Origin of the sequence: Moorena bouillonii PNG (genome assembly GCF_001942495.1) — a bacterium.
Classification (GTDB): Bacteria; Cyanobacteriota; Cyanobacteriia; order Cyanobacteriales; family Coleofasciculaceae; genus Moorena; species Moorena bouillonii.
Genome location: NZ_MKZS01000001.1, coordinates 2,311,657 through 2,329,388, shown reverse-complemented (window position 1 = coordinate 2,329,388; position 17,732 = coordinate 2,311,657). Strand labels below are relative to the sequence as shown.

Sequence of the window (17,732 nt, the reverse complement as noted above, 5' to 3'; positions counted from 1 at the left end):
CTGCCAAAATATAACTCAACCGTGAGGGGGGATAATTAGGGTCTAGGGGTACATAAGCCCCTCCAGCCTTCAGTATCCCTAATAGTCCCATCACCATCTCAAGTGAACGTTCTACACAAATCCCCACTAGCACTTCTGGACCCACTCCCAGACTTTGCAGGTGATGTGCTAGTTGATTGGCTTTTTGATTTAATTCTTGGTAAGTTATTTGCTCGTTCTCAAAGACCACCGCTAATGCGTCTGGTGTTTTCTCTACTTGTTCCTCAAACAATTGATGAATACATTTATCTGTTGGATATTCCCTTGCAGTATCATTCCATTCAATTAACAATTGATGGCGTTCTCTCTCACTCAGCAAAGGCAGTTTATCTATACTCTCTTGGGGAGCTTCGACGACCGCTGCTAACAGGCTCTGGAAATGTCCCGTCATCCTAGTAATTGTTTGTTCTTCAAATAAGTCAGTATTATATTCCCAGGTACCTATAAGCCCAGATTCGGTCTCTTCCATTGATAAGACCAGTTCAAACTTTGCTGTTCCCGGATGTATCTCTGGCAAAGGTTTGATAGCGACACCAGGCAATTCTAAAGACATCACTGGAGCATTTTGTAACGTAAACATCACCTGAAATAGAGGTGAGTAACTCAAAGAACGCTCTGGTTGCAGGGCTTCTACCACCTGTGCAAAAGGTACATCTTGATGAGCATATGCTGATAAGGTTACTTCACGTACCTGCCTTAGCAACTGCTCAAAACTTAAATTACCTTGCAGGCAAATTCTTAAGGGTATAGTATTAGCAAAAAAGCCAATCAGGGATTCTACTTCTGAATAGTTGCGGTTAGCAATTGGCGAACCAATCACAATATCATCCTGATCGCTGTAGCGAAACAGCAACACAGCAAACACTGCCAACGTTGTCATAAAAAGAGTGGTTTCCGAATGCTGGCTAAGTTCTTGAAGTTGCTTAGTTAACTGTTGGCCAACAGCAAAATTTTGAATGTTACCCTGGTAAGTCTGTATTGGTGGCCTTGATTTATCTATCGGCAACTGCAACAAGGCAGGAGCATTACCTAATTGCTGTTTCCAGTATTCCAGTTGCTTGTGTTGTAATTCCGCAGATAACCATTGTCTTTGCCAAGAAGCAAAGTCAGCGTACTGGATAGATAGTTCGGATAAAGGGGAGGGTTTACTCTGACTGTAAGCCTGATACAGTACTGATAATTCTTGAACTAATATTCCAATTGACCAAACGTCAGCAACAATGTGATGCATGGTAACCAGCAATATAAAGTCCTGCTGTGATAATTGCAGCAAATTCACTCGCAGGAGCAAATCTTCGGAAAGGTTAAACGGTATTTCTGCTTGTGTCTGAGCATACTGTTTTATTTGTGTTTGCTGTTGTGTTTTTGGTACATGCTTCCAATCTACAACTGGTATTTCCAAAGAAGTATCGGGAACAATGACCTGCATCGGTATGCCATTGACTGAGTAAAAGCGGGTTCGGAATACTTCATGGCGTCTGATAATTTCACAAAAGGCTTGCTGGAGGACAGGTATCTTGAGGTTACCGCTAATTTCCATGGCTCCCTGCTGAATGTAAGGAGCTTTTGAACCATCAAGTTGGTCTAAGAACCAGAGTCTTTCTTGAGCAAAAGAGAGCGGTAATTTTTCATCTCTAGGGATAACCGAAATGGCTGGAAGATTTTTATGTTCTTCTTGTCTGACCTGTTGCAAATACTCCAATATTTCTGGTTTGCGTTCAGCTATCTGCTGTGACAGTGCAGGTGTTAACACACCTTCAGGAGCTTGACAGCGTAATTTTTCTCCGTTAGATGAAACTTGAACATTTAGTTTACGCAGTTGAGAAAGGAACTTGACAATTGTTTGATTATTCATAATTCTATCTCCTCTATATTTGTTTCTGAATCTTGTATATCTTGTCCCACCCAACTAAGAACTTCAATGTGTTCAACCAAACCAGCAATTGTCGGTTCTGCAAAGAAGTCAGACAGAGGTAGATCGACTTGGCAAAATTGTCGAATTCTGGAGATTAGCTGAGTAGCAAGTAAGGAATTGCCACCAATGTCAAAGAAATTATCATTAACACTAACTTGATTTAACTCTAGCTCTAATATTGTTGCCCATAGGTTAGCTAACTTCTCCTCAATAGGGGTACTGGGGGGCAGAAAAATTCTTTCTTGTATTGATACCTCAGGAGCAGGTAGAGCTTTGCGGTTAACTTTCCCATTTGCAGTTAAAGGGAAGACATCCATTAACACATAATCATTGGGGAGCATATACTGGGGTAATTTTCCTTGTAAATGCTCGTTTAGTTGTTGTGGAATAGATCTGTCGTCCTTTGAAGATTTACCGAACAACTGTTTTGTTTGAACTGGGTCAATCTTGCCTCCAAGAAAACTATAAATTAGACGTTGATTCGATTCTAACTCAAATAAATCTCGTAGCTTGTCAAACTCAAGACCGCCAATTGGACAAAGTCCAATCTGGTAGTTTGGTGCTGTATTCATTAATAGTTGCCCCATGTGCCCTGCCTCCAGGAAACAGAAATTTTCAGCTAGTTCCCCATACATCGGAGTAATGGCACTAAGTTTGCTAATCAAAAAGAGGGAAAACGCAGACTCCTCAAAAATCGGTTGATTGCCACCGTAAATCCTGCTGTCAACATCGCTCCAAGGATTGAGAAATACTAAATTATGCTCCCGAGGACAATAGTAATAGATACCTCCTGACAATCCCGAAACCCGTTCTGGCTTAATTAATAAATATGTTTGTACAGGATAAAGATTTCCTGCAGAAGGATAAAGATATTTGGGTAATGGAAAATCGTCCAGTTTCATTTGCAGCAGACAGCTTAAAAACTGGCTAAACTCCTCTAAAGGAAGGGGTTGCATCAAGAATTGTCGATAACTCTGACGTTTGAGGTAAGCTTCTTTTTGAGCTTCATCAAATTCTGAGAGCGGTAAAGAAATAGTTTCTTTTGTGGGAGATGGAGAACGCAATCCTGGTTGCTTGAGTTTAAATTCAATTTTCTCCACAGGGTCTTGTATTACCCCTGTTGTTTGACTAGGTTGATAACCTTCTGGTAGCTTGGCTTTGTCAACAGAGGACTGACTGGGGACAATATAAGCGACTAAACGCTTGTGTTCCGACTCGCCAAGAACAACAACAATAGCCTCCTTGACAGTAGAATGCTCGCTTAATGCAGCCTCAACTTCACCCAATTCAACGCGATAGCCATTGATTTTAACTTGGAAATCTGAGCGACCGAGAAATTCAATATTACCATCGGGCAAATATCGTCCCAAATCACCGGTTTTGTACAATCGTTCGTGAGTAACTGGGTGAGTGATAAAACTTGCGTTTGTCTTTTTATCATCTAACAAATACCCAGAAGCCAAACCAACGCCTCCGATATAAAGATCTCCACATACCCATATTGGAGTAGGCTGCATTAGATCGTTGAGGACAGAAACAGTTTGATTGGCAAGGGATTTCCCGTAAGGAATGCTCTTAGTTACAGGGGAAATTTGTTCGATCGGATAATAAATTGACCAAATTGAGGCTTCAGTTGCACCACCTAAGCTAACAATTTGGATATCGCTCCACAAATCTTTAATTTGCTCTGGTAAAGTTAGTGGTATCCAATCGCCACTGAGCAATGCTAATCGTAGGGTGCCATGGGACTGGTTGAGCTGCCCAGACAAGTACTCAACTAACATTTGCATTAGTGCGGGTACAGAGTTCCACAATGTAACTTGGTGTTTAACAATTAACTCGTACCAACGAGCAGGATCTTTAGCCTCAATAGCAGATGGAATGACCACAGTTCCTCCAACAGCCAGGATACCAAAAATGTCATATACCGATAGGTCAAAATTCAAAGCGGACACAGCTAGTATTCGGTCATTAGCTGTAACATTGAATCGCTGGTTGATGTCGAGGATGGTGTTTACTACTGCTTGATGCTTAATGATCACCCCTTTGGGTAAACCTGTAGAGCCAGACGTATAAATTACATAGGCTAAATCTTCTGGATTATGTACGGGGACGAAGGATATTGAATCATTTTTTCTTGACTCGAAAGTATCTACAGACAAACACTCAATTCCCTTTGGTATTGCTAGTTGTTCTAACAGAGGTTCTTGGGTCAGAACTACCTTCACTTCCCCTTGGGTCAGTAAAAATTCTCTTCGCTCCTGGGGGAGTTCGGGGTCAATAGGCACATAGGCCGCACCAGCCATCAAGATTGCCAAGACTGCAACAACTTGTTCCCATCCTTTGAACATTACTACAGCGACTAAGCTATTGCGCGAAGCTCCCAGTTGTTGCAACCAATGCCCGATGTTGCGGGCGCGTTGATGTAAGTCTCCATAGGTTAAGCAGCGCTCTGGGGTAATCACTGCCAATTCTAGATAATTTTGTTCCACCTGCTGCAGAAACAGACCGTGTAAGGTTTGTTGGGGAACAGGTAGATTTATCTGATTGAGTTGTGCAAGTTGTTGGAGTTGGGCTTTTGGTAACAGTTGAGGGTAGAGGTCTATCCAAGCAGATTCTGAAGTTGCTAGGTGTTGCAGATAATCTGTGTAACTCTGGAACATATTATCAATAACACCTTCACAGAAAAGCTCTTCAACTATATCCCACTGAAATATTAATTCGCCTTGTTCTTCAAGCACTTGATGGTCTAGCCAGACTTGAGGGGTTTGGCTAATGCTATAGACCATTTTTCCTAGCTGATTAACCCACAATTGTTCTTCCGACTCGATACCAGCCCCCAGAACGCTGGTAAAGACAACCCCCATAGCTTGATAACTTCCATATAGGCGGCGCAATTCTCGCTGCACTTCCACACCACTGACATAACGGTGGTCTAAATCTTGCCACAGTTGTTCCTGTAGCAGTTGAGCACGCTTAATAAAAGGAGTCGGTTTTGAGTTATCAACTTCTAGGAGCGTGAGGGATGTGAAATCTCCAATCACCTCATTAACTTGGGGATGTAAGGGTAGGCGATTAAACAGGGTCAGGTTAATGGTAAACTTAGAACTCTTGCTCCAACAAGTTAAGATGTCAGCAAAAGCAGCTAATAAAACAGTAGAATTAGTTATATTTGCCTGACTTGCCTTGTCTTTTAATCGCTGCCAATCAACAACATTTAATCGCCCACTGCGACGTGTAAACTGGGGTTGCTCCAGAGCAACTATCTGCTTGGCAAAGGGTAATTCTGGTGCTGGCGGGAGAGTGGACAAGCGATCGAACCAGTAATCTTGAGAACGCTGATACTGTGGTGTAACATCCAGCCCTATTTTAGCCAGCACATAGTCGCGAAATGACAGTTCCAAGGAAGGCAGCGAACTTTCTGGGTCTCGATACAGTTGCAGCCAATACTGCCCCAGTAGCATTAGGCTCCAGCTATCAGCAATTAAAGCATCAAAACTCAGATGGAGGCGATAGTGCTTTTCATTGAAGTGAGTGGCCTGCAACTTGAACAATGGCCATTGCTCAGAGGGTAATATTTCGTGAGACATTTGCTCCCGAATTGCCTTGAGGTGGTCACTAACTGCTGATTCTGGCTGGTTTTGTAAATCAAAAACTTGTATTTGATAGGGTGGTACTTGTTGTTTGACTTGCTGTTGTCCGTCGGGTAACACTACGGCTCGCAGCATATCATAGTGGTCAACTAATTTCTGCCAAGCCTGGTTTAAGCGTTCTATATCTAAGTTTTCAGAATCGATCTCTATGTAAATATGGCTAGCAACATTACCTAAATCAAAGGCTTGATTGCGACCTAGCCAATAAGCTTGTTGAATATCAGTTAGAGGGAATGGTTCGTAGCGTTGTTCTGGGTCAGGTACAAGGGTTGGTAAACTAGTATCTGATTTTTGCCCTGGTAAGAGATTTTCTTTGATTATGGTTTGCCCCAGTTCACCAACTGTAGGTGATTGAAACAGTATATGCAGAGAAACCTCTTGATTAAAGGTTTGCTGTATACGAGAAACCACTTGCACTGCTAGTAGAGAATTTCCGCCCAGAGCAAAGAAATTGTCATGGATACTAGTAACAGGCACTTCTAGTACTTGCTGAAAAATTTCAACGAGTTGATGTTCTACTTGGTTGCGTGGTTTTGTTTGTTCAAAAAGACCAATACCTGTGCTAAGTCCAATCAGCTTTTCTCGAACAATTTCTCCAGTTTCATTTAGAGGCATCTCGGCAAGTTGTGCCCACACACAACGGCTGAGTCTGCCAAAGCGATCGCGTACTTCCAACCCTTCTAAATGACTCACTGGTAATTGTTCTACCTTGGAGGTGAAATAAGCAGTTAACTGCTGTCGGTTTTGAGGTTCTGAGGTAATAGTTAAACGTTCAATGTTGGGTTTACTCCCATCCAAACCCACAAACAAATGACGTTGGCCACGAGACAAGGCGGCTAATAAAGAGCACATCCCTTGTGCCTTATTAATCGAAAAGTAGCCTTTAGCATGGGTCAAGTCTTTCATTTGATAGCCCAGACTCATGCCGATTTCATCCCACATACTCCATGATAAGCAGTAGCTTTGCACGCTAGTATAGGTCTGCTGGTAATCGCAAAACCCTTCCATAAAACTAGAGGCAGCAGCATAAGCACCTACAGTGGTACCGCCAAAGAAGCCATTGATGGAAGAAAAATGAAGAAACAAACCTTGAGGATTATCTTCCAGCAGTAGTTTATGTAAGGCCCAAGTCCCAAGGAATTTGGGACGAAGAACGGCAGTGATACTTTCTAGGGTTTGGGATACTAATAGTTGTTCGGTGAAAATTCCTGCTAGATGGATAATCCCATCAAGCTGGCCTCCCCATTTGGATAGAGTTGTTGTCAATATCTGCTGCAACTGAGCATAATCACAGATATCTACATCTTCATAAATGACTGCCCCTGGTAGTTGCTGCAATTGTTGATAAGCTTGGATTTTCCTTGCCAGTTCATTTCCACTATCTAAATGAGTTTGCCAAGTATTTTGATCGGGTAGAGAAGTACGACCAACTATCAACAACCGTGCTTGATAATTCTTAAGTAGGAAACTAGCAATTTCAGTTCCAATACCTCCCAGCCCTCCACTTATTAAGTAGATACCACCTGTTATGAAGGGTAATTCTTGCTTTGGTTCTTCTGCTAGATTTACAGATTCGATTCCACAAACCAAGCGTTTTCCGTCTCTGTAGGCTACTTCTGTTTCTTTGGCAAAATTGTCCAGTTCTTGCCGAATGTATGCCTTATTGAGTTCAACCTCTAGTACTGGCAGATCGATGTGGCGACAGTTCAACCAGGTCATTTCTTGAGCAATTGTTTTCAATAGGCCCAAAACTGTCCCTTTCTCATAGGCTATCTTATCACTCGGTACTATCGACTGACTGTAACTTGATACCCACAGTAATTGTACCGACTGCTCTTCACTCCTAGATTTTTCTAATGCTTTAACTAAGAAAAGCAAACGAAAAAACCCTTGCTTTTGTGACTGCTCCAGCGCTTCTAGGTGTGAAATTTCACCTCTATATTGATCGTATTCCCACAGGCAGACAATCTGGCCAATCGTTTTGTTTTCTTGTGCCAATTGCTCTAAAAGCATCTGATAGTGTTCTGCTCGGTCGGGCACAAGAGAATAATGATTGTCACTGATTTTGGTAAAGTTTTCACCGACAGACACTTGGATACAGGGCTGGTGATGTTTTTCTAATTCCTCAGATAAGACTGTTCCTAGCCCTAAAGTATCGCTAAATATTAGGGTTGTAGTTGTCTGGGAAGACAGATTAAAAACAGGGACTTTGGCTTGCCATACCTTTCGGTAAAACCAGCTTGGGATAGTCTTGACATTCAAGAGTAACAAATCTACCCGTTTGAGAATGGTGTTAAATTCACCTGTTTCAAAACGCTGTTTTAGTTGAGAACGTTGAATTTTACCGATCGCTGTTTTGGGAATAACGTCTCGTTCTACAGGAATCAAATAATCAGGATTAATCCCAAAACGATCCACTACCAGTAAGCGAATTTCCTTTAACAAATCTGCTTCTCGATCCCTTGCGCTTTTGGCTGGATTGAAAAATATGGCTAGTTTGTCTGTATCACTGTCACCATCCCTAACTGCACAAGCAGCAGTATAAGACACTTCTACACCTTCTATTTCTTCTATTGCTGCTTCAATTTCATGGCTGTAGTAGTTGAGACCGTTGATGATGATAATGTCTTTTTGCCGTCCGGTTATTGTTAAACACCCTTGTTGCAGGAAGCCTATATCTCCAGTATTAAACCAACCATCTTCTGTAAAAGCGTCTTGGTTTGCTTCTGTATTTTGATAGTAACCAGATGTGACAGACGGTCCTTTTACTTGTACTCGACCCGCCATTGTCTCTTTCACTATCTGGTTTTGATTATCTACTATTCTGATGGCGAACCCTGGTACTGGAGATCCTACTTCGACAAATTTCTGCTCGTCTGTGGTTGAAGATAGCAGAAATTTAGATGAAAACGTTACCGCACTTGAGGTTTCTGACATGCCCCATGCTGGATGCATGGCGCGATCTTGGAGCTGATATTGACCTAATACTTCTAAAAATCGCCTGACAGTTTTTGCAACAATTGCCTCTCCAGCATTGAGAATAAAGTGCATAGAGGACAAATCCCATCCTCGGTGATTTTCTTGTTGACTGCCCGTCTTTTGTCGATTTTCTAGTTCTTGCACAATTAGCCCATAAGCAAAGTTTGGGGCCCAAGTAATTGTGGCTCGATAGTGGGAAATCCAATCTAACCATCGTGTCGGTTCTTGCAACACCAGTTCTGTTGGAGCTTGGATTTGCTGACATCCCAAATAAACGTCCCTCAGATGGAACATCACTATTCCCCCAACATGGTCGAGGCTAAACCAATTTAAGGAAATGTCTTCTTTGCTAAAGCCGTTGAATTGAACCGTTGATGCACTACGGCTTAACAAACTACGGTGGTTGTGCATGACCGCTTTGGGCATACCTGTACTGCCGGAAGTTAGCAGCAATAGCACCAAGTCCTCTGAGTTTGATTTATGCCAATTGCGATCTGCCTCTGAATCTTTTAATGGTTCTATGGGTTCTATCTGAAAGTTTTCTAACTTTAATTCTTCTGCCCACTGATGAAGTTTTGGAGCTAACTTTTGCTCTGATAGTACCAATGGCTTTCCTAGCATGTGCCAGCTATTTTGCAGCTTGTTCAAATTGCCTGTTGCGGAAATTGGTACAGGTATAAATCCTCCAAGAATACATCCCCAAAATGCACTAATAAAGTTGTGATTGTCTGCTAGTTGAAAGATTACCTTGTCTTGGGGCTTGAGACCGAGTTTTCTCAATCCTCCCAATAGTCTTTGGGCATCCTCTAATAAATTTTTATAGGACTGTACGAACTCAGTTCCATCAGGTTGGATGTATACTACACCTTTAGTTGAATTCTCTAGGGCTGCTCGTTGCAGTATCTCCCCTAAAGTTTGTGCCTCTGGCTCTGTTAGAGGCTCTCCTTGGCTGATGGCGGGCTGGTTTACTTCCTGTGGCAAGTTCTTGTTAACTTTGTCTATCAAGTTGTCAGTTTCAACTTGAGGAAAATCTTTACCCATTCCCTTTGGGGGTGAGGGTACTAAATCAGAAATATGTAATCTGGGAAGGGTTTTTACTTGTGGCTGAACTACCACTGCTACTTGCTCTATTTCTGGCAGCGTACGCAACTGTTGTTCCCAACGTGACACTAACTCGGAGTCAATCACCTCCAATTGGGCTAACGCTGATTCATCTATTAGTCCTTTGCCTGTTAAGGGCAGGTTAGATACTGTTACATAGGCACTTGGCAGCATATAGCTGGGTAATTCGGTCTTTAACTGGTTGTGGAGAGACTCTGACAAGAAAGACTTAGAGGTCACTACATAAGCAACTAGTTGTCGTTGTCGCATGATCACATAGCAGTCTTCCACCCCAGTAATTGCCAGTAAGGCTTTTTCTATAGCCTGCAACTCCACCTGATGCCCTTTAATCCAAGCCCAACGTTGCCCAAATCCTTGCAATTCCAGACCACCATTGGCACGAAGACAACCCCGTTCCCCAGTTTTCAATAAACTACCAAGTTCGGGATGCTCTACAAAACTAACTGGGGCTTGTTGGTTCCGATTTATGTCACTCTCAGTTAAATTGCCACCTCCAACATAAACCTCTCCTGTTACTCCTGGCGGTACTGGTTCTCCATAGGAATCTAAAACATAAACTGAAAAATCAGTCGGAAGATTTACAGGCACTATTTCTGTATAGTCTACCAACTGAGTTTGCTTGCCACTAACCTCTCCTGGATAGCCAAATACATCCTCAAACAATTGATAGATAAATTTATTCTGCCCCTGTTTTCTACCCAAGTTATTTCCGACTGCTAGGCACTGCTGCCGCTCGGTTGCTGTTAGTAATGGTAATCGATCTATGTTAGCAGTCGGCTTTGTTACTATTGCTTGTAATAATGTCTGGAAATGCTCCACCATTCTGGCAATAGTCTGTTCCTCAAATAGATCGGTACTGTACTTAATAAGTCCACCAAGAGACGAGCCAACCTGTATCATTTCTAGTATGAAATCAAATTGACACTCCTTCGTTGGTCTGTCAAAGGCTTCTAACTTAAGTCCTTGCCAATCCGAAGATGTCTTCATTTCACCAGAGAGCAGCTTTCGCCATTCAGACATTTGCTGTAGCAGGAAAAAAACTTGAAAAATCGGAGATCGGCTAGGGTCGCGCTTTGGCAGCAATCGCTCTACTAACAATGCGAAAGGGTAATCTTGATAGTTGACTGCTTCTAATACAGTATGCTGAACTTTAGTGATAAACTCCTTAAAACTTAGATTTTCGGACGCCGACATCCTCATAACAACGGAGTTAGCAAAGAAGCCTACAATTGGAGCCTCTTCAGCCCTATTTCTACCTGATGTGGGAGAACCAACTAAAATATCCTCTTGACCTGTGTAACGATAAAGAAAAATACCAAATACTGCCAACAATAGCGTGTAGAGCGTGACATTTTCTTTTTGAGCTAATTCTATAAGTTGCTGACTGAGTTTTTCAGATAAGCTAAAATGATAGGCTGCCCCCTCGTAGGTTTGTATGGGCGGGCGTGGTTTGTCTGTAGGTAGATTTAAGGTTGGCAATTCGCCCGCTAGTTTTTGTTTCCAGTATTGCCAAAGGATTTCTCCTCTAGGGCTATCCAAAATTTTCCTTTGAGCGCGAACATAATCTTGATATGAATACTTTAGCGGGGGAAGAGATGCTGGTAGGTTGGTCTGTTGAGCTTGGTACAGTTTAGGTAATTCCTGAAAGATGATGTCTAAAGACCAGCCATCACAGGCAATGTGGTGTATTGTCAGCAGTAGAATATGCTCTTGAAATGACCGCACAAACCACCTGACGCGCATCGCCGATTCTTTTTCAAGGTTAAAAGGGTGCTTGTGAGCTTCAACCACTCTCTGATTTAATTCCTCTTTACTCCAAGCAGAGGCATCAACCTGCAAAAAGTCCACGTCTTGATGGCGATGTACTTGTTGAATGGGTACTTGACCTAGCTTAGTAAATGTGCTTGACAGCATGAGGTGACGTTGGCATAGAGCTTGAAAAGCTTTCCTCCAAGCTGTCACATCCACCTGGGAGCAAATACGAACAGGTACGGACACGTTATAAACACAACTACCAGGTGCTAGTTTCCAGAGAAACCACATTGCCTGTTGTCCGTAGGAAAGGGGATGAACATCGAGAAGATCTCGGTTGTCATGCAGTAACTGTAAAATCTCTGTCTTATGTTGCTTCAGCAGAGCCAATACTGATGCAGTTGATTCTTCTTTCGGAGCATCGTAGCGTAACTGCGAACCTTCACTCCAGATCTGCCAACCTTTAATTGAAAGCTCTTGTAAAAACTCAACTAAATTCATAATTCACCCCTTACTCGTTCTATCTGGTCTGCTTCTTCTGTGTAAAGTTGTTGGTGATTTTCCCCCTCAACTTTTTGACTAGCGTCAATCTCGTTCAGTTGATCTTTTACCTCAGTTACTATATCGGCAATACTAAGCCCTTCTATAAATTTGACAGTAGGAATATCTATCCCTAGCTTCACTAGACTCATATTTCGCAATTCTACAGCCATTAGGGAATCAAGTCCCATGCTATTTAAAGGTTTTTGTAAGCTTATTTCTGAAGCGCTTGTGCGTAACGATTTCGCAATTTCATTTTGAAAATGAGTCAATAAAATGTTTTCTCTTTTACTTGGAGAAGCTGCTTGTAATTGTTCTAAGATGCTAGACTCCTGACTCTCTATTGTCTCTATTGAAGGTGTTTTCATATCCACAGTAGAGAGAGTCATCAGGTCACTAAATAGCTTTCCTAATCCCCTTACTTCATAATATTTCTTAAATGTAGACCAATCTACCTTTGTCACTAGTGGTTGGATAGCATTGGTTTTTAAAAGAAAACTTAAGGCATTAAATCCTTGCTGTGGTCGTAATTCTCCTAAGCCAATCTGCTTCATCCATTGTACATAACTTTCCTCAGAAACCATGCCCCCAACACCGAGACTTCCCCAATTTATACTTAATGCTGGGAGCCCGATCGAACGACGATAATAAGCTAAAACATTAAGAAAGTGGTTAGCTGCATCATAATGTCCGTGACCTAGGGAACCCCATACTGACCCAATCGAAGAAAAGCAGATAAAGAAGTCTAGGTTTATCTCTTTGGTTAGTTGATGAAGAACCCACGTTCCAACTGTCTTCGGGCTAAGTATCGATTCAAGTATTTGATGAGTCATCTGACTTAATTTGTGTTGGTCACTTAAACCAGCAGCATGAATAATACCCCGCAGTGGTTTTTGAACAGTATGGATCGACTTAATAATTGAGGACATTTGAGCTTGGTCGGTAACATCAGATGCGTACACTGTTACGCTAGCTCCCTTCTCTTCCATGAGCTGAATAGCTTGAACCTGTTTCCATTCATTACTCTCTTGGTCAAGGTTGGTCCAATGTTCCCGTTCGGGAAGGCCTTTGCGTCCGATTAATGCTAGCTGGCGAGCTCCTTGCTCTACCATATATTCGGCGAACTTCAGCCCCAAGTAACCAGTACCACCAGTAATCAAGTAAGTAACATCCGACCGGAACTGGAGACTTTGAGATTCTATGAAGTTCTTATGCACTAGGCGTGGGACGTAACGCTGTTCATCTCGAAAGACAATATGGTTTTCACCATTTGAATCCCCGATTTCTGCTAAAAGTTTGGCACAGGAACGTTCCAACGCTGAATTAGGGTCTAAATCTATCATTCGTACCGACAATTCAGGATGTTCTAGAGAGATTACTCTACCCATTCCCCATAAAGGTGATTGTGCTAATCCCGATCCCGAATCCTTGATGGGAACAACAGGCTGTGCATCTGTGGTCACAAGCCACAGATGAGGCGAAAGCTCAAATTTTGCCTCGCTCAAGGCTTGAACTAAGTATAAGGCACTCCCACATCCCTGTTTTGAAGCTACTTTCAGGTCTTCTAGTGTTAGTTCCTCTGCTCTTGGAGTATCTAAGCTCCATAGATGCAACACTCCTTTAAAATCGGGCAGATTAGCTTTTACCTCTGTCACCAGTTTTAAGTAGTCATCAGAATTTTCCGGGTTTATAGTAAACTCATCTGATGCTATCTGTTGGTACTCCTTTCCTGGAAACACCAAATTACAGACTTGTCCGCAGCTCCGCAGTCGATTTGCCAACTGTTGAGCGATACCTTGCTGGTCTGCAAAAATTAACCATCCTTCACTCGGAGGCAACGATGGAGTAGTTGCAGTTTGAGCAATAATTACACTCTGGGAAGATATAACCTCTTCTGTTCCCTGAATATTGGGCAGATTTACCACTTTGGGAAAACCGCTTTCTATTAGCAATTTCTGCCACTTTGATACAGTTAGTAAGGGTTGATTAGGTCGTAAATCAAAATCCCTAAAATTCCACCATCCGTCTAACATTCCAGCAAATAAAGTTACCCACCGCCTGGGAGTTGTGATTTCCAACAACACCAACATCCCTCCAGGTCTCAACAACTGCCTCACATGCTCTAGAGTTTTACGCAAAGAGGCTGTAGCATGGATTACGTTAGCTGCCACTATCACATCGTACTGATGGGGGTCAAACCCTTGAATTTCGGGATTTTTTTCAATGTCTAAGTTTTGATAGTGTATGAATGGGTAATCCTTAAATTTATCCTGTGCTTTGCTTGTAAATAAGCTACCGATATCGGTGAAGATATATTCTGTTTGCTCTGGATTCAGATGAGGCAATATATAGCTAGTAGTTCCCCCCGTCCCAGCTCCAATTTCTAATAATCGCACCCCTCGGCTTGGAGGTAAATTTTCCAGGGCAGTAGCGATCGCTCGCTGGACTAAAGTATTGGTATATTGTGCTTCAGGAGACTGTTCATATAGTTGGGTAGCTATAGTAAAATCCCCTTCAGGGAAGAGAACTTGCAGGGGATCTATAGTTCCCTGCAAAACTGCTCTCAATTGGGAACCACAACGCTCTAACATAGTTATTTCTGCATTAGCGCTGGGGAATTGAGCAAGTAAGGTCTGATTTTTTTGTTGTAGATTGACTTTTTCAGGAGTTTGGAGTGTCACCCACTGGTTTTCGGTGTAGCGCAGAATTTCTACTTCTGCTAGCATCTCTAACAACAGGTTGAGAAGTTGTTTATATTGTGGTGCTACACCTAATCTTTGGGCTAGGGATTCAGTGGAGAAGTTTTCCCCCAGTTTAAATGACCATCCCATTTTGTCAAAGGCTTGCAAGACATATTCCACACTCAAAGTTTCTAATTGTCTCACAAGTTGACTGTAGCTATCCAAGTTATTAACAGAGGCTAAAGACGACACCAAAGGTTGTAGTTTCTGGTTAATGGTCAATGGGTCTAGAAGTTCCTCTGATGAAAACTGCCCGCCAAAACTAGCTTGAGGTCGCCATTCTACTTCGTATAACCAATCCCGGAACTCCTCTTTATCTACAAAGTTAGTAAAATTAGTTGCTTTGGTCCAATACCGTTCTCTTTGGAAAGGATAAGTAGGTAATACTACTTTCTCACGGATATAATCTTTGTCGAATCCTGACCAGTCTACCTCTACACCTCTTACGTACAATTCCCCTAAGCTCTCTAGCAATTGTTGCCAGTCTTCGCGATCTTTGCGCAGAGAAGGCAACCAAACCCCCGTGTCCTCTGGTAAGCATTGGCGTCCCATTCCCAGCAAAATTGCCTGGGGTCCGATTTCCAAGAAAATTTTACAGCCTTCCTGGTCTAAAGTCTGCATACCATCAGCAAAGCGGACTGGTTGTCGTATATGATTCACCCAATATTCAGGAGTGCTAGTGTCATCGCCTATTCGTTGCCCAGTAACATTAGAAATTAGAGGAATCTGAGGCTTATTGTAGGAGATTTGCCATGCTGCTACCTCAAACTTCCCTAGCATTGGTTCCATCAGCGGAGAGTGAAAAGCATGGGATACTTGCAAAAATTTGGCTTTTATTCCTTGCGTTGACACGCTGCTGTAAATCTCCTGGATGGCTTCACTTTTACCAGAAATTACTATACTGCTGGGGCCATTGAGAGCTGCGATCGCAACTTGATCGCCATAGGGAGCAATCACTTCTCGCACTTGAGATTCTGATGCGAGCAAGGACAACATCTCTCCACCTGGAGGCAATTGTTGCATTAATTGTCCCCGCATTGCAATCAATTTGAGACCGTCTTCTAGGCTGAAAACCCCAGCAACACAGGCAGCGACATATTCCCCCACACTATGACCGATGACAGCATCCGCCTCTATGCCCCAAGATTTCCATAATTGGCATAGCGCATATTCTAGAGCGAATAAAGCAGGTTGAGTATAGGCCGTGTTGTATAACTTTTGGTTTGCCTCGCCAGATGTTGGAGAAGACAAATCAATATCTGGATAGAGAACAGAGAGTAGTGGTTCTTCCAGATAGGGACGCAAAATTTCTTCACAGCGTTTGAGGCAATTACGAAATGTCGGTTGGGTATCGTAGAGTTGACGCCCCATATTCAGATACACAGACCCTTGACCAGTAAATAAGAAGGCTATTTTCTGGCGCTTGGGACTGCATATTTGACCGGTTGGCACTGTATCTTCGCCCTCCGCAAGATCGCGCAGAGCCTTTTGCATCTCTGTTGTAGATGTTGCCGTAACAAAAAGGCGGTGATCAAAATGCGCTCTTCCTGTATTGGCAGTGAAACAAACGTCTGCCAGCTTTGCGGATGAGTTTGATTTCAGATGAGCCTCATAGCGCTCTACTAATTCACTCAAAGCCTTCTGATTTTTGGCTGAGAGAGCAAGAATGTGAGCAGGGCGTTCAATTTCATTAGCTTTGGTTTCTTGTTTGGGAGCTTCCGACAAGATCACATGGCAATTTGTGCCACCAAAGCTAAAGGAACTGACCCCAGCTAAGCGAGGTTCTGTAGCAACAGACCAAGGTTGGGACTCAGTAGGTATAAAAAAGGGTGTACCTTCTAACTGAATTAAGGGATTCAGTTGTTTTAGGTGCAGGTGGGATGGTATTTGCTGATGTTGTAGTGATAGAACTGTCTTAATTAGACCAACTATTCCCGCCGCAGCTTCCAAATGACCGATATTGGTCTTAATTGAACCAATCCCACAGGACTCAAGAGGCGATCGCCCTTGACCCAGTACTGCTTTTATGGATTCAACTTCTATTGGGTCTCCCAAGGAAGTGCCAGTACCGTGAGCTTCAACATAACTAATCTGGGCTGGAGCTACACCAGCATTTTTTAATGCTTGCCTGATAACTGCCTGCTGCGAACGCCCATTGGGTGCAGTCATTCCATTGCTGAGACCATCATGGTTAACTGCCGAGCCTTTGATAACTGCTAAAATATTGTCTCTATCCCGGAGGGCATCACAGAGGCGTTTGAGGACAATTACACCACATCCTTCCCCTCGTACATAACCATCGGCGTCTTTGTCAAAAGTCTTACAAAAACCGTCCGACGCCATCATCCGAGCTTGAGAAAAAGTGAGAGTGTATTCGGGGGACAAAACCAAATTCACCCCTCCGACCAAGCACAAATTAGACTCACCGCTTTGCAGGCTTTGACAGGCAAAATGCAATGCTACCAGCGATGACGAGCAAGCTGTGTCTATCGCCAAGCTAGGTCCATGCAAATTCAGTATATAGGAGAGACGATTCGCTGCAATACCAGGCGTGATTCCAATGCCGCCATAAGCATCTATATTAAGGTGATCATTGAACACCAGTCGGCCATAATCACTAGCAACGATTCCTATAAACACACCTGTTTGGCTGTCAGCTAACTTATTTGGTGCCAGTCCTGCATTTTCCAGAGCTTCCCAGGCTACCTCTAAGACTAGTCTATGCTGGGGATCCATTGACTCTGCTTCTCGGGGAGAAATTCCGAAGAAACTCGGTTCAAACATATCTATCTGTTCCAGAAAAGCGCCCCAACGGGTGTTCATTTTTCCTGGTGTAGCTGGATCTGGATGATACAAGGCATCAACATCCCATCGATTTGACGGAACTTCAGTGATGGTATGCACCCCATGCCGCAGCAAATCCCAAAAGCTTTCTGGATTTCCAGCACTTGGAAAACGACAACCAATACCTATAATCGCGGTTGGATCCAT

3 protein-coding genes (1 of these 3 running past the window's edge) are annotated in these 17,732 nt (G+C 42.9%); all 3 read right to left on the bottom strand.

All coding sequences use genetic code 11. The features are described from left to right. Tightly spaced (each overlapping or abutting the next), the 3 genes in view from BJP37_RS09585 to BJP37_RS09575 form a layout consistent with a single transcriptional unit that may run on beyond the window. Positions 1-1,894: the beginning of a non-ribosomal peptide synthetase gene (locus BJP37_RS09585; protein ID WP_075898318.1), read on the bottom strand. Its footprint begins 9,566 nt before the window's first position; only the first 1,894 of its 11,460 coding nucleotides appear in the window; its start codon is at positions 1,892-1,894; its stop codon lies off the left edge, out of view. After that, positions 1,891-11,961 carry a non-ribosomal peptide synthetase gene (locus BJP37_RS09580; RefSeq protein ID WP_075898316.1) on the bottom strand — a complete coding sequence of 3,357 codons (10,071 nt, stop codon included), beginning with the start codon at positions 11,959-11,961 and terminating at the stop codon, positions 1,891-1,893. The genes BJP37_RS09585 and BJP37_RS09580 overlap by 4 nt, the downstream gene beginning before the upstream one ends. Beyond that, positions 11,958-17,732, bottom strand: coding sequence for a type I polyketide synthase (locus BJP37_RS09575; protein WP_075898314.1), 5,775 nt, complete (start codon positions 17,730-17,732; stop codon positions 11,958-11,960). The genes BJP37_RS09580 and BJP37_RS09575 overlap by 4 nt, the downstream gene beginning before the upstream one ends.

What these genes read in the sequence shown, in the direction of transcription:
- BJP37_RS09580 (WP_075898316.1), bottom strand. Translation starts at nt 11,961, where the DNA reads ATGAATTTAGTTGAGTTTTTACAAGAGCTTTCAATTAAAGGTTGGCAG.
- BJP37_RS09575 (WP_075898314.1), bottom strand. Translation starts at nt 17,732, where the DNA reads ATGGATCCAACCGCGATTATAGGTATTGGTTGTCGTTTTCCAAGTGCT.